The organism is Nonomuraea sp. NPDC049419, assembly GCF_040676995.1.
Classification (GTDB): domain Bacteria; phylum Actinomycetota; class Actinomycetes; order Streptosporangiales; family Streptosporangiaceae; genus Nonomuraea; species Nonomuraea salmonea.
This window is the reverse complement of record NZ_JBFAQB010000013.1, coordinates 103,249-117,949: the sequence shown is the minus strand read 5'-3', so window position 1 is coordinate 117,949 and position 14,701 is coordinate 103,249. Positions and strand designations below refer to the sequence as shown.

The 14,701-nt window shown below is 68.6% G+C and carries 8 protein-coding genes; 6 read left to right on the top strand and 2 right to left on the bottom strand.

Features of this window, described 5'->3' with window-relative positions; genetic code table 11:
• Window positions 1–10 precede the first annotated feature (10 nt).
• Window positions 11–1,129, bottom strand: a complete 1,119-nt coding sequence (locus tag AB0K12_RS31720; protein ID WP_364569325.1) for an acyl-CoA dehydrogenase family protein — start codon at window positions 1,127–1,129, stop codon at window positions 11–13.
• Entirely contained in the window at window positions 1,116–1,667 is a 552-nt protein-coding gene (locus tag AB0K12_RS31715; protein ID WP_364569322.1) for a flavin reductase family protein, read from the bottom strand. Before AB0K12_RS31715 ends, AB0K12_RS31720 begins: the two co-directional genes overlap by 14 nt.
• 228 nt (window positions 1,668–1,895) lie before the next feature.
• Here AB0K12_RS31715 and AB0K12_RS31710 point away from each other — a divergent pair, with 228 nt between their 5' ends.
• The 6 genes from AB0K12_RS31710 (at window position 1,896) to AB0K12_RS31685 (ending at window position 14,605) form a co-directional block, all read left to right on the top strand.
• Entirely contained in the window at window positions 1,896–3,068 is a 1,173-nt protein-coding gene (locus AB0K12_RS31710; protein ID WP_364569319.1) for an acetyl-CoA acetyltransferase, read from the top strand.
• Window positions 3,069–3,120: 52 nt separating this feature from the next.
• The gene (locus tag AB0K12_RS31705; protein WP_364569316.1) at window positions 3,121–3,561 is read left to right on the top strand and encodes a zinc ribbon domain-containing protein; all 441 of its coding nucleotides are present in this window, start codon (window positions 3,121–3,123) and stop codon (window positions 3,559–3,561) included.
• An 855-nt stretch (window positions 3,562–4,416) separates the two neighbouring features.
• Window positions 4,417–5,154, top strand: coding sequence for a GntR family transcriptional regulator (locus AB0K12_RS31700; RefSeq protein ID WP_355423420.1), 738 nt, complete (start codon window positions 4,417–4,419; stop codon window positions 5,152–5,154).
• 204 nt (window positions 5,155–5,358) lie between these two features.
• Complete coding sequence (locus AB0K12_RS31695; protein ID WP_364569312.1) at window positions 5,359–5,961, top strand: GNAT family N-acetyltransferase; 603 nt, start codon at window positions 5,359–5,361, stop codon at window positions 5,959–5,961.
• A 236-nt stretch (window positions 5,962–6,197) separates the two neighbouring features.
• Window positions 6,198–14,111 carry a polymorphic toxin-type HINT domain-containing protein gene (locus AB0K12_RS31690; RefSeq protein WP_364569309.1) on the top strand — a complete coding sequence of 2,638 codons (7,914 nt, stop codon included), beginning with the start codon at window positions 6,198–6,200 and terminating at the stop codon, window positions 14,109–14,111.
• Window positions 14,111–14,605 carry a hypothetical protein gene (locus AB0K12_RS31685; RefSeq protein ID WP_364569306.1) on the top strand — a complete coding sequence of 165 codons (495 nt, stop codon included), beginning with the start codon at window positions 14,111–14,113 and terminating at the stop codon, window positions 14,603–14,605. Before AB0K12_RS31690 ends, AB0K12_RS31685 begins: the two co-directional genes overlap by 1 nt.
• The last annotated feature ends 96 nt before the right edge of the window (window positions 14,606–14,701 follow it).

The window sequence follows — 14,701 nt, the reverse complement described above, 5'->3', positions numbered from 1 at the left end:
GCGGCTCCGTTCAGCGGGGGAGCTTCAGCGTGCGCTCGGCGATGATGGTGCGCTGGATCTCGCTCGAACCGGCATAGATCGTGTCGGCCCTGCTGAACAGGTAGAGGCGCTGCAGCGCGTCGAGCTCTCCTACCAGCCCCGCCCGGCCCTGTACGGCCTGCGCCAGCTCGCCCAGCCTGCGGTGCCACTCCGACCAGTAGAGCTTGGCGATCGACGCCTCGGGGCCCGGCCGGTCGGAGCGCAGCATCCTGAGCGCGTTGAGCCGCATGATCTCCAGCTCCAGCCACGACCGGACGAGCCGGTCGCGCAGCACGGGGTCGCCGGCCGCCCCGGTGCGCTTCGCCGTCTCGATGACCCGCCGCAGCTCCCGGCGGAAGCCGATCTGCTGGCCGAGGGTGGAGGCGCCGCGCTCGTGCCCGAGCGTGGCCATCGCCACCCGCCAGCCGTCGCCAGGGGCGCCGAGCATGTTCCCCGCCGCCGTGCGCGCGCCGTCGAAGAACACCTCGTTGAACTCCGAGGTGCCGGTGAGCTGCACGATCGGCCGTACCTCGACTCCCGGCCGCTTCATGGGGACCAGCAGGTACGACAGCCCGCGATGCCGCTGCGAGCCCTCCTCCGTCCTGCACAGCACGAAGCACCAGTCGGCCACGTGCGCCAGGGACGTCCAGACCTTCTGCCCGGTGACCACCCACTCGCCGCCTTCGAGGCGGGCCCTGGTGCGGATGTTCGCCAGGTCGGAGCCGGCGTCGGGCTCGGAGTAGCCCTGGCACCACAGCTCGTCGCCGCGCTGGATCGGCGGCAGGAAGCGCTCCTTCTGCTCCTCGGTGCCGAACTCCAGGATGGTCGGGCCGATCAGGCCCTCGCCGATGTGGCCGACCCGGGCGGGGGCGTCGGCCCTGGCGTACTCCTCGTGGAAGGCGACCTGGTCCTCCAGCGAGGCGGCGCGGCCGCCGTACCGTTCGGGCCAGGCCAGGCAGGTCCAGCCGTGCTTGCCGAGGTGGCGCTCCCACGCCTGGCGCAGCTCCTGGCCCTCGTGCTCGCGCCCGGGGCCGCCGAGCCCGCGCGCGTGGGCGAACGGGCCGCTCAGGCTCTCCTCCAGAAAGGCCCGCGCCTCCTCACGCAGGCTCAACGAACCCCCCGGCGAATCCTCCGTAGCCGCCGCGGAAGAACACCAGCGGCCCGCCGTCGGCGTGCGTGTCGAGCTGGAGCACCCGCGCCACCACGATCATGTGGTCGCCGGCCGGATGCTCGGCCTCGACCGCACAGTCCAGCCAGGCCAGCGCGCCGTCGAGCACGGGGTTGCCGCCGGGGGAGCCGGTCCAGGCCAGCCCGGCGAACTTGTCGCCGCCCTTGGCCGCCATCTGCACGCAGACGGCCTGCTGGTTCTCGGCCAGCACGTTGACGGTGACGACCTTGGCGCCGCGCACTTTGGGCCAGCTCGTGCTGGTGTGGGCCACGCAGAAGGCGATGAGCGGCGGGTCGAGCGAGACGGAGGTGAAGGAGTTGGCGGCCAGCCCGTACGGCCGGCCGTCCACCGGATCGACGGCGGTGATCGCCACCACCCCGGTCGCGAACCTGCCCAGCACCTGCCGGAAGCGGCGGCTGTCCAGCCGGCCGTTCTGGCCGTTCTGACCGCTTTGGACAGGCTGGGCTGGGCCCGTGGCCATGGCGGCTCCGTTGCGAATCCTGCGCTGATGGGGCGTGGGAAGGCCGCGGCAGCCGTCCGGTGCGATGAGCCGGGCAGCGTGTGTGCTCATGGTGGGCCTCCTCGTCCGCCTGTGCGCTCAATCTTACCAAGCGCTTGCTTGGACGCTAGGGGGAAGCCGAAACGGCTGTCAAGTCGTACCCTCCGACCTGCGTTGACAGCGGCGAGAGCGGCTGCCTACGGTGCTATTGTGCCCAAGCGCTTGCTTGAATTCCGCGACCGCACCGCCGTCGCGGGCGTCGGCTGGACCCCCTTCTCCAAGGACTCGGGGGTCAGCACGCTCACCCTGGCCTGCCGCGCCGTGCTCGCCGCCCTGGAGGACGCCGGGCTGCCGCCCGACGCCGTGGACGGCCTGGCCACCCACCGCGTCGGCGACTCCGCCCCGCCCGCGCTCGTCGCGCCCGCGCTCGGCTTGACCGGCGTCACCTGGCACCTCGACCAGTTCGGCGGCGGCAGCGTCTCGCACGCCGTCGTCGGCCAGGCCGCGCTCGCCGTGGCCACGGGGATGGCCGAGACCGTCGTCTGCTACCGCGCCATCAACGCCCGCTCCGAGTTCCGCATGGGCGGCACAGGACGCGCCCTGCCGGTCAGCCCCGAGGTGCAGTACCAGGCCCCGTACGGCTACGTCGCCCCACCCCAGCAGTACGCCATGTACGCCCGCGCCCACATGATCCGCTACGGCACCACGGCCGAGCACTTCGGCCACCTGGCCGTCACCCAGCGCGCCCACGCCGCCGCCAACCCGCGCGCCCTCATGCGCACCCCCATCACCCTGGACGACTACCTCGCCGGACGGTGGATCGCCGAGCCGTTCCGGCTGCTGGACTGCTGCCTGGAGACCGACGGGGCGTGCGCCGTCGTCGTCACCACGGCCGAGCGCGCCCGCGCGCTGCGCCGTCCGCCCGTCCTCATCTCGGCGGCGGCCTGGGGCGGCGGCACCTCGCACCTGTCGGGCGGCGCCGCCGACCCCACGGTGACGGCCGCCGCCGAGCTGGCGCCCCGCCTGTACGCCCAAGCCGGCCTCGGGCCCGCCGACATCGACGTGGCCGAGCTGTACGACTGCTTCACGTACTCGGTGATCGTGCAGCTGGAGGACTACGGCTTCTGCCCCAAGGGCGAGGGCGGCCCGTACGTGGCCTCCGGCGCCACCGCGCTCGGCGGCCCGCTGCCGGTCAACACGCACGGCGGCTTCCTGTCGGAGGGATACGTGCACGGCATCAACCACATCGCCGAGGCGGTCTCCCAGTTGCGCGGCGAGGCGGGGGAGCGGCAGGTGGCCGGGGCCGAGGTGGCGCTCTCGACGGCGCAGCCCGGCTACGTCCTGCCCGCCACCTCAGCCCTGATCCTGAGGAGCGACCGATGACCGGCTCTCGCGAGGAGCCTTCGCTGACCGGCCACCTCTGGAGGAGCGACCGATGACCGGTTACCTGCCCCAGCCCGACCGCGACTCGGCGCCCTGGTGGGAGCGGCTGGCGGAGCGGCGGTTCGCGGTGCAGGAGTGCTGCTCCTGCGGCGCGCTCCGGTTCCCGCCGCGCGCGTTCTGCGCGGCCTGCCGTACGGAGGAGTGGCACTGGCGGGAGGTGGCGCCCGAGGGGACGGTGGAGAGCTGGATCGTCAGCCGTCAACCCTTCGTGCCGGGAAGACGCGACCCATACCTAGTGGTGATGGTCCGGCTGGCGGCGGTGCCGGGCTGCCTGGTGTACGGGAACTGGCGGGCGTCGCGGCCGCCCGTGCCCTGGGAGCCGGTGACGGGAGAATATGTCGAGGTCGCGGCGGGGGTGACGCTACTGAACTGGGCGCCGGCCGGCGACGGGAGCGGGCCCGGGGCCGGTGCCGCTGCGGGGACGGCGCCGTAAATCCTCCCGGTTTCTGACCTTGAGCCGGAAATTGGATTGGTACCCGTAAATCCCACCAGTCCCACCATCACGAAAGGTGTCCCCACGTTCGGCCCTGAGGGTTGATGATGAGGCAGTAGGCGTCGTCAACGCGGACGGCGCGGACTTGGGGCAGACGTGAGCGTTGCGTACGCGAAGGCTCGCGTGACCGCGAGGAGGTCACGCGGTGCTCGCATGCCCGCCCGCGCGCCCCCCGGCACATGGAAAAGCCCCCATCGGGAGATGGAGGCGTCGGTTCTGCCGGTCCCCTCGGAGGAAAGCGCGCCCTGGCGGGCGTGGGGGACCCGCCAGGACGCGCTTCCTGCCCCGTGTGCGACGACCCAGGACTCCGGCGAGGGATGGAGTCCTAAACCGTTGATTCGCACACGGAGTCGATGGGGGAGCGCGAAGGCTCCTGCTGCCGGATACGTGCGATGCGTCGAACTGCTCCGACCGGGTCATCGATGGAATGCGCGACGGGGGCGCCAACCTCCTCGTTGCGGACTAAGGATCCGTCGGCGCATCTCGCGGTCAGCTCAGCCGACACCGTGTGCGCGGGCGTGCCGCCGCCCATGCTCTGGTAGGTGTGGGTTGACCGCAGGCGGAGCGACGCGTAACGCAGTGAACGCGTTGCTTCGCGAGGGTCCTGCCAGGGCAGGTATGGCGTACCCGCGCGGACCGGCAACACTGGCCTTCACCCCCTCACCGGCCTTTAGATGGATTTGTACCAACGAATGGATGATGGGCCGGTCAAGGGGGTTCGGTCAAGGGGTTGTGGCCTGCTAGAACCAGATCGTCTAAATTGTTGGAACAAAAGGGGTGAAAGTGGCAAGGTCGGTGCTGTATCAGCAGGTGGCTTCGGAGTTGCGTCGAGCCATCTACTCGGGTGTCCTCGGCCCCGGGGCACAGCTGCCGACCGAGGCGCAGCTCATGGAAGACCATGGGGTGAGCAGGAACACCGTGCGACTGGCCCTCGGCGAACTCGTCAACGAGGGTCTCGTCACGCGCACGCCGCGGCGCGGCACGGTGGTCAGAGACCGGCGCCCGTTACTGATCTATCCGCAGCGGGAGCTGGAGCCACAACCCAGCGGGGAACTTCGCGAGGCCTTCGCCTACGCCGTCGCGCAGGAAGGCCGGGCGCCCAGCCAGTACATCGAGGTCCTGACGGTGTCTCCGGTCGAGGAGATCGCCAGCAGGCTCGAGCTGGCCGATGGGGAGCTGGCGGTGGTGAGACGCCGTCTGCGGTTCGTGGACGGACAGCCGTACAACACCAACGACTCCTACTTTCCCCGTGACCTAGTCGCAGATTCCGAGATCGCCAGGCCCGGTGACATCGCGAGAGGGGCGAACCGGGTGCTGGAGGAGCTGGGCCATGCGCAGGTGCGCGTCGTCGACGACATCTGGGCGCGCATGCCTAACCAGGAGGAGGCAGAGCGTCTCCAGCTCGAACTCGGTACACCAGTCATGGTGTACGTCAGAGTGGGGTACGACCGGGCTGACATGCCTGTGCGTGTCGCCGTGTCGGTTTTGCCAGCCGACAAACATCTGATCAGATACGAGCTCGATCGCCGCTGAGAGCTCGTGGGTGAAGGGGTGATCCCGCCGGCCGGGCGCAGCGAGAATTAGCCGCCTCGCTGGCCATGGGGAGTCGTGCATACTCCCCTAAATCGCCATTTATCCATATACATCGGGTATATGGCCCCATTTCGCCCCAGCGCACCATTGCGCCATTACGCATCGTGCCGCTGCGGCCACCCACGGCATCGAAGGGTTTGTACTATGCACACCACCACCCTCCTGCACCCGCTCTCCCTGCGCAGGGCGGAACCCGCGGACCTTCCCGGCGTACTCACGCTGCTCGCCGACACCGCCGAGTGGCTCTATATGCGGGGAGTGCGGCAGTGGCCGCGGGGAGGGTTCGGCCCCGAGCGGATCGAGCCGCTCATCTCCGAACGCGTGCTCTACCTCCTCGACGACGAGCTCAGGTATCTCGATCCCGACGAGGCGGCCCCGCCTGTGGCCACCATAGCCCTTGACGACCACGCCGACCCCGAGTTCTGGCAACCCGCCGACGACCCGGGGGCCGCGCTCTACATCCACAAGCTGGCCGTCGCCCGTCCCTGGTCCGGCTCCGGTCTCGGGGACGCCCTGCTGGACTGGGCCTGCTCCATGGCGTACGCGTCCGGCCTGCCCTGGCTGCGGCTCGACTGCGCCAAGAGCAACCCGCGACTGCAGGACTACTACCGCAGCCGCGGCTTCCGCCACGTCCGCACGGTGGACCTGCCGCACCGGTCGTCGGGCGCGCTCTTCCAGCGCCCGTCGGAGGACGTGCCGGCCACGGCCTTCCGTGACCTCACGATGGCGGAGCTGATCAGCGCCTGACCCACCGCCGGCCCCGGTCCCACCCCCCGCCGGGGTCCATGCGGAACGTCACATTCCGTACAGAAATGACAGCAAAGTCGATCTTGTCGGGTTGACGGTCAGCTAGTTAAGCTTTGCCCGGTTTAGTCAGAGCTCCAGAGCCGCACGAGTCAGGCACGCGCCTGCCGGTGGGGTGGAGCGACGTCCGACGCCCTGGTCAGGGGCGTCCCTCGTTGTGGTTCGGAGTGTGACGCGCCGTGCGCAGATTCTTGTCGCATGCCTTCTTTTCCCGGACGGCGGCTCTCGTCCTGATCGCCGGGCTGCCAGGGCTGCTCCAGTTACCGGCGATGCCCGTCGCCGCCGAGGTGAGCGTCCAGCAGACCGGCTTCGTGACGCGGCAGGCACCGTTACGCGGCGCCGAGGCCCTGCCCGAGCTGACGGGCCGGCCCACCGGGGCGACCGCGCCGGACGACGCGCAGGACCCGTACGTGCCGGGCGCCCTGCCCCGCGACGCCGGCGGATGGCCGCGTACGGCACTGAAAACGGACAAGGAACCTGACTCTGAGCTGCCTCCCGCGATCAAGCGCGCGGAACAGCGGGACGTCGCGACCGCGGCCGACACGTTCCCTTTCATTGACGCGGTCTACCCGGTGGCGGGCTCGCTGGTCGGCACCACGACGCCGCTGTTCATCGTCCGTGCCTCGCGGTTGGGCGGGCCTTGGATCGAGATGCGCTACCGCTACAGCATCTGCGAGAAGCCCGAGGAGACCGACGAGGTTGTCTTCCCTCCGCCGCCCGACCCGCAGTGCTGGAGCTCCTCCGACATGCTGGGTGCGGAGACCTGGAGAGTGCCCGCCGGCTGGCTGGAATGGGGCAAGCAGTACGAGTGGTGGGTCCGCGTCACAGACCCGGAGAGCCAGGCCACGGCGACGTCCGAGAAGCAGCTCATCGGCACGCAGTCGCCGCAGCCGTTCAACAGCCCGCACCTGGGTGAGCAACTCGGTGACGGCAAGGAGTTCTCGCTCGCCTCCGGCAACTACACCACCACGGTGGTGGACGCGCAGGTGCAGGTCGCGGGGCCCGACCTGGCCGTGGTGCGCACGTACAACAGCCTGGACTCGCGGACGAACGGCATGTTCGGCCCCGGCTGGTCGGCCACGTGGGACATGAACGTCGTGGCCGAGCGCTCGGGAACGACGATCACCGGGCTGCTGGTCACCTACGCCAGCGGCCGCCGGGTCCGCTTCGCGCCCAAGGGCGACGGCACCTACCAGCCCCCGCCGGGCAGGAAGGACACGCTGGCCGACGTCGAGGGCGGCGGCTGGCGGCTCATGGACACCTACGCGACGACGTACGTGTTCAACGAGAACGGCCGGCTGACCAGGATCGAGGACAACCGCGGGCGGGCGCAGACACTCACCTACAACGCCGACGGCACCTTCGACACGGTGAGCGGCCCCGGCGGCCGGGCGCTGCACTTCACCTGGGACGGTCACCGGGTGGCCACGGTCTCCACCGACCCGGTCGACGGCAAGGCACAGACCTGGACCTACTCCTACACCGACGGCAACCTCACGTCGGTCTGCTCACCGGCTGCCGCCCCGAACTGCACCACCTACAGCTACGGCGACGGCTCCCGCTACAAGGGCTTGGTGCTCGACTCCGAGCCGCTGGGCTACTGGCGGCTGGGCGACGCCCGGTACGAGCCGGCCGCGAACCTGGGCAGCGAGGGCGGCGACGGCATCTACAAGAACGTCACCGTCGGGCAGCCGGGCGCCCTGGAAGGCACCGCCGACACCGCGGCCGGGTTCACCAAGTCCACGATGATGCTGCCCTTCGACATGCTGGACAAGGTCCAGAACTCAATGTCCGTCGAGGGCTGGATCAAGACCTCGCAGAACGGCATCGTCCTGTCCGCCGGCCAGTTCGGCTACGAGTACGGTGCGACCGAGCCCGTCGTCTACGTGGGCACGGACGGCAAGCTGCGCGGCCAGCTCGGCTACGTGGACGGCCGCTACACCCCGATCACGTCCGCCGGCGGCGTCAACGACGACCAGTGGCACCACGTGGTGCTCACGGTGGACGGGAACAAGCAGAAGCTGTACCTGGACGGGCAACCCGTCGGTGAGCTGACCGGCACGCGCTCCACCTACTATCTCGCGGAGGCGTTCCTGGGCAGTGGCGACCGTGCCACCTCCTGGCGCGACATCCCCGCCGGGCAGACCACGTCGGGCGCGTTCGCGTTCAAGGGCTCGATCGACGAGTTCGCGGTGTACGGCAAGCCGCTCACCGAGGCCGACGTGCAGGCGCACTGGGCGGCCCGCGCCAAGGTCAGCCACAAGCTCGCCAAGACCACCCTGCCCTCCGGCCGGGTCTGGGCGACCAACACCTACCACCCGTCGAGCGACGCGCTCCAGACGCACACCGATGGCGACGGCGGCACCTGGCGCATCGGCGACTACGAGATCGATTGGACCGAGGGCCTCTACAAGGTCACGCTCACCGACCCGCGTGGCGCGACCCTGCAGTACGCCTACGACTCGCTGCGCAACAAGCGGCTGGCGTACACGGTCGACCAGGCCGGCGGCAAGACCACGTACGACTACGACACAGGCGGCTTCGCGGTCAAGCAGACCGACCCCAACGGCACCGTGTCGCAGCAGTGGCACGACAAGCGTGGCAACGCCATCAGGATCAAGACCTGCCGCAAGGCCGGCGACTGCCAGTACGTCTACCGCGACTACTACTGGGACAAGGACAAGCCGCTCGACCCGCGCAACAACCTGCTGACCCACGTACGGGACGCCCGCTCGTCGAGCGAGACGGACAACCGCTACCTCACCACGATCGCCTACAACGAGTACGGCGAGCAGGTCACGCAGACGACCCCGGCCACGTCGGACTTCCCGGACGGCCGCTCCCGCACCGTGACCTACACCGACGGCACCGAGCCGGCCGTCGGCGGCGGCACCACGCCCGCCGGTCTGGTGAAGACGGAGACCGACTACCGGGGCAAGACGACCACCCACGCCTACACCGCGGCGGGCGACCACGCCGAGGTCCGGCTGCCCGCCGGGCTGGTGACCAGGTACACCCACGACGCGCTGGGCCGGATGACCTCGAAGACGGAGGTGACGGAGGAGCATCCGGACGGGGTGCGGACGACGTACACCTACGACGCCGTCGGCCGGCTGCTGTCCACCCGGGGGCCCGGCATCAAGAACGAGGTCACGGACGTCACCCACACCTCCGAGGTGACCTACACCTACGACCCGGACGGCAACGCGCTCACCGAGACCGCCTCCGACCTCACCGGCGGCGACCCGCAGCGCGCCATCACCTACACCTACGACGACTACGGCCGGGTGGCGACGGTGACGGGCCCCGAGGGCGGCACGGTCTCCTACGGCCACGACGCCATGGGCAACCAGACGCACATGGTGGACGAGCTGGGCAACCGCTTCGAGTACACCTACACGCAGCGCGGTGAGCTGCACAGCACGACGCTCAAGGGCTACACCGGCAGCCCGGTGTCGCCCCAGCCGGCCAAGGACGTGGTGCTGGAGGAGCTGTCGTACGACCCGGGCGGGCGCCTGAGCCTGCGTACGCTGCCAGAGGGCCGCAAGACCGAGTACGTGCACTACGGCGACAACCTGCTGCACCGGGTGGTCGCCAAGGGAGCCAAGCTGAACGGCTCGACCAGCACCCGCGACGTCGTGCTGGAGGAGAACACCTACGACGCGGCCGGCAACCTCGTCCACGTGGCCGCCGGCGGCACCCCCACGCAGAGCGCGAGCCGGATCGAGGAGATCAGCTACACGGTCGACGCGGCCGGGCGGGTGACGTCCGAGACCTTCGACCCGGTGGACCTGGCTCGCAAGACCGCCTACGTCTACGACGCCAACGGCAACGTCACGAAGGTGACCAGGACCGGCGCGGGAACCAGCCGCGCCGAGTCGGTCGAGTTCGCCTACAACGACGACGACGTGCTCGTCCGGCGTACCGTCGAGAACGGCGACGAGGACGTCACCACGCGCTGGAAGGTCGACGAGCGCGGCCTGATCGTCGAGTCGGTCGACCCGCGCGGCAACGCCTCGGGCGCCGACGAGGCCGGCTTCACCACCCACTACCGCCACGACGCGGCGGGCCGGCTCGTCGAGGTCAAGGCGCCCGAGGTCGCGGTGGAGGAGTACGGCGCCGAGCCGAGGCGGGCGCGGCCGAGCATGAAGTTCGGCTACGACGGCGCCGGGCGGCGTACGCACGAGGTGGACGAGGCCGGCGCGGTCACCACCTCCGCCTACGACCGGCTGGGACGTCTGGTGTCGATCACCGGGTTCCCGTACCAGCAGCCGGGCGGCCCGGCGCTGACGCCGAAGGAGACCTTCGCCTACAACCCGGCGGGCCAGGTGACGCGCTACACCGACCCGCGCGGCTCGTCCTGGGTGACCGAGTACGACGCGCTCGGCAACCGGGTCCGCGTGACGGAGCCCGCCGTCGAAGGCCGGGCCGCCGGGCAGTGGGTGTACGAGTACGACCTCGCCGGGGAACTGCGCGCCGCCGTCGACCCGACCGGGGCGCGGGTCGAGAGCGACTACGACGCTCTTGGCCGGATGTGGAAGACGACGGTCCTGGAGCGCAAGCCGGCGGCCGAGGCGTTCACCACGCAGCTGACCTACAACGACGTCGGCGCCCGTACCAAGGAGGTCGGTCCGCTCAACAGGACCACCTCGTGGGAGGTGAACGCGGCCGGCGAGATCACCAAGGAGACCGACCCGGCGGGCAACGCCACCTCCTACGCCTACGACCCCTCCGGGCGGGCCACCAGAGTCACCGACGCGCTGGGCAACTCCGCGATCAGCGAGTACGACCTCGCGGGCCGGCTCACCGCGCTGAAGGAGGCCGACAGCACCGGCAAGGTCCTGCGGACGACGAGCTACGGCTACGACGCGGCGGGCAACGAGATCTCGGAGACCACGCCGGAAGGCCACACCATCCGGAGCACGTACGACGCCACGGACCTGCTGACGAAGCTGGTCGAGCCGGTCTCGGCCGACAAGTCGATCACCACCACGTACGGCTACGACATCGCCGGCTCGCCGACCAGGGCCACCGATGGTCGCGGCAACGCGTTCTGGACGACGTACAACAGCCTCGGCCTGGCCGAGCGCACGATCGAGCCGGCCACCACCGCGCACCCGGACGAGGCGGACCGGACGTGGACCTACGTCTACGACGCCGGCGGCAACATGATCTCGGCGCGGTACCCCGGCGGGGTGCGCGTCGACCACGCCTACGACGCGCTCGGCCGCCTCACCGAGCAGAGCGGCACGGGCGCGGAGGTGGACACGCCGCGGTGGACGTTCGACTACGACGCGGCCGGCCGCAACACCGTCGTCGGCGACTACATCCTCGACTACAACGACCGGGGGCTGCTCACCAGGGTCGCAAAGGGCGGCACGCAGACGGCGGCCTTCACCTACGACGCCTACGGCAACGCCACCAGGAAGCAGGACGTCAACGGCGCCACGACGTACGGCTACGACGCCGCCGACCGGCTGAAGACCTTCAGCGACGCGGTCAGCGGCCGGTCCCTGACCTACGACTACGACGCCGCCGACCGCCTCAGGACGCTCACCTCCGCCGGTCCCGGAGGTAGGCAGGAGTTCGGCTACGACGACCTCGACCGCATCACCAGCCACACCCTGCGCAACGCGAGCGGCAGCCAGCTGGCGAAGATCACCTACGGCTGGGACAAGAACGACAACCTCACCTCCAAGGTCACCGCGGGCACGGCTGGTGCGGGCACCAACACCTACACCTACGACCAGGCCGACCGGATGACCTCCTGGACGGCCCCCGACGGCACCACGACCACCTACGAGTGGGACGACTCCGGCAACCGGGTCAAGGTCGGGGACACGCCCTTCGTCTACGACGAGCGCAACCGGCTGCTGTCGGGCGGCGGGACGGAGTACACGTACACGCCGCGCGGCACCCTCGCCACCGAGACCACGAACGGCGTCACCAAGCAGCTCAAGTTCGACGCCTTCGACAACCTGGTCTCCGACGGGGACGCCACCTACACCTACGACGGCCTCGGCCGCCTCGCCTCGCGCACCCAGGGCGGGCAGGAGGAGCGTTTCGTCTACACCGGCATCGAGAACGACATCGCCGCCGTCACCGACCCGGCCGGCACGGTCAAGGCCCGCTTCGGCCGCGACCCCGACGGCAGGCTGGTGAGCCTGGCGGAGAACGGCGTCCAGCTGGGCGTGCTCAGCGACCAGCACGACGATGTCGTGGCCACTTTCACCGGGGACGCGCTGGTGGATTCGAGCGCGTACAACCCGTTCGGTGAGGTCATCGCGAGCAACGGCACCAAGCGGCGGCTGGGCTACCAGGGGGCTTACACCGACCCGAACACCGGCAAGGTCAACATGGCCTCCCGCTGGTACATCCCGGGCACGGGTGGCTTCGCCTCGCGCGACGACTTCTCGATCGACCCGTACCCGTCGATCAACCTCAACCGCTACACCTACGCGGGCGGTAACCCGCTCGCCTACACCGACCCGTCGGGTAATTGCCCGTTCTGCATCCCGATCCTGTTCGCGGTGGTGCGGGTGGCGGCCCAGGTGGCGATCAAGCAGTTCGCCAAGGCCGCCGTCAAGCAGGTGGTCAAGCAGGGCGTCAAGCAGGCGGTCAAGAAGACCGCCCAGACGGGCGGCAGAAAGGTCACGCAACAGGCCGCCAAGAAGGGCACCCAGCAGGCCGGGAAGAAGACCGCGCAGCAGGCGGGAAAGAAGGCCGGCCAGAAGACGGCCAAGAAGGGCGGGAAACCGAAGAAGGCCACGAAGAAGAAGTCGACGACCAAGAAGCAGACGACCAGGGCGGGGGCGAAGAAGCCCACCAGGCCGGTCGCGAAGTCGCCGAAGGTCAAGACGCCCAAGGTCAAGAAGCCGCAGACCAAGACCCCCAAGGTCAAGAAGCCGAAGGCGAAGACCCAGAAGAAGACGACGAAGACGACCAAGAAGACCACGAAGAAGACGGCGTCGAAGCCGAAGACGAAGACCTCGACGAAGAAGAAGAACGAGACCGCCAACGAGGCCACCGAGATGGTCTTGGAGGAGGCGGAGGTCGCCGACATAGCCACGGCGGGCGTCGATTACGACGGCCTCGACTACGACGGTGACCTGCTGTGCCGCAGCATGATCTCCTGCGCCAAGGACGTGGTCGAGGAGCTTGGGGAGAACGCCGCCGAGGACATCGCCGACAAGGTGATCGAAGACGTCATCGACGCCACGATCCCGGACGTCCCGGTGGACCCGCCCGGTACGACCTGCGCTTTGCCCAACAGCTTCGTCCCCGGCACCCCGGTGCTGATGGCCGACGGCTCGACCAAGCCGATCGAGAAGGTGGAGACCGGCGACGAGGTAGTGGCCACCGACCCCGTGTCCGGCCGCACAGAGTCTCGCCCGGTCCTGGCGTTGATCAGTAGCAAGGGCGTCAAGAAGCTGGTCGACATCACCGTCACGGTGGACGGCGCGAAGGACGTCATCACGGCGACGGACAACCACCCGTTCTGGGTCCCGAAGCGCAAGGCATGGCTGACCGCCGGCGCCCTGCAGCCCGGCATGTGGCTGCAAACCTCAGCCGGCACGTACGTCCAGATCACCGCAGTCGCCCACCGCACCGCCACCCAACGCGTCCACAACCTCACCGTCGAGGACCTCCACACGTACCATGTGGTGGCCGGCAGCCAGGCCGTCCTCGTTCACAACAGTGGCCCAGGAAAGTCTGACGAAGACCTCCTGTCGGATGCAAGGTCTTTGCATGAAACGATGCGTACAAGGTACGGAGATCGTGCCTATAATGGCACGACGGTCGCGACCGGAGAATTCGGCGGAGAATACGTTTATACCGTAAATCGGAATAAGACGAACCCCGCTATGCGAGCATTGGCGAATAGTCTCGGATATGGTCGTGTCAGTGGATCGAAATACATAGGGCCCAATCAAACCGATGCGGAACAGGTAATGCTGAATGCCGTTGATCAGGGGCGCCTGTCGGATCGAGGTAGGATGGCAACCTCTCGTCCGCCGTGTGGGCCAAGTCGGCAAGACTGTTCCGGACGAATTGACGAGTACCCTGGTATTGACCTGGTTGGAGGGTGCTGATGTTGCTCTGGGACTACGAGATGGCCGAGGACCGAGATAAGTTGGCCGTTCTTAGCTCAGCTGAACGGATGGCGGTGGCAGTGGAGGCCATCGAATGGACTCTGGAAACGATGTCACCGCCGATCCAAGATGGCGCCACTACTGATTTCCTAAGTAGGGCTCTAACAATCTGTCGTCAGGCGGTAACTGAAGGAAGAGGGGCGGTTCCGGAGCAGCCGGATCTTAGCAGGGACTTCGACGATGTGTACGAGGGCACCGAAGAGCCCGGTACTGCTCATCTTCTTTCGGCGGTGATGGAGTGTTGCGAAGCTCCTGATGGCATACAAGCAGAGGGGCTTTACAATATTCTTTCCTATTGCTATGAAGGGTCGATGGATAGAGAAGATATCGCCGATCTCAATGTCGAAGCCGAGCGCAATAATAGTCGATGTAAATCAGTAATTCTTTACCAGCGCAACCTTATTCGGACTGCGTTGGCTAATAGGATGCCGTAGAAGTTGTGGCACTATCAATATGCCATAACTTCGTGAGTAAGGCCCTGTGCTTGGATTTCAGCGCGCCTGCAGTGACCGTCTGACAGCTAAGTTGAC

What these genes read in the sequence shown, in the direction of transcription:
- AB0K12_RS31715 (WP_364569322.1), bottom strand. Translation starts at nt 1,667, where the DNA reads ATGGCCACGGGCCCAGCCCAGCCTGTCCAAAGCGGTCAGAACGGCCAG.
- AB0K12_RS31705 (WP_364569316.1), top strand. Translation starts at nt 3,121, where the DNA reads ATGACCGGTTACCTGCCCCAGCCCGACCGCGACTCGGCGCCCTGGTGG.
- AB0K12_RS31695 (WP_364569312.1), top strand. Translation starts at nt 5,359, where the DNA reads ATGCACACCACCACCCTCCTGCACCCGCTCTCCCTGCGCAGGGCGGAA.
- AB0K12_RS31685 (WP_364569306.1), top strand. Translation starts at nt 14,111, where the DNA reads ATGTTGCTCTGGGACTACGAGATGGCCGAGGACCGAGATAAGTTGGCC.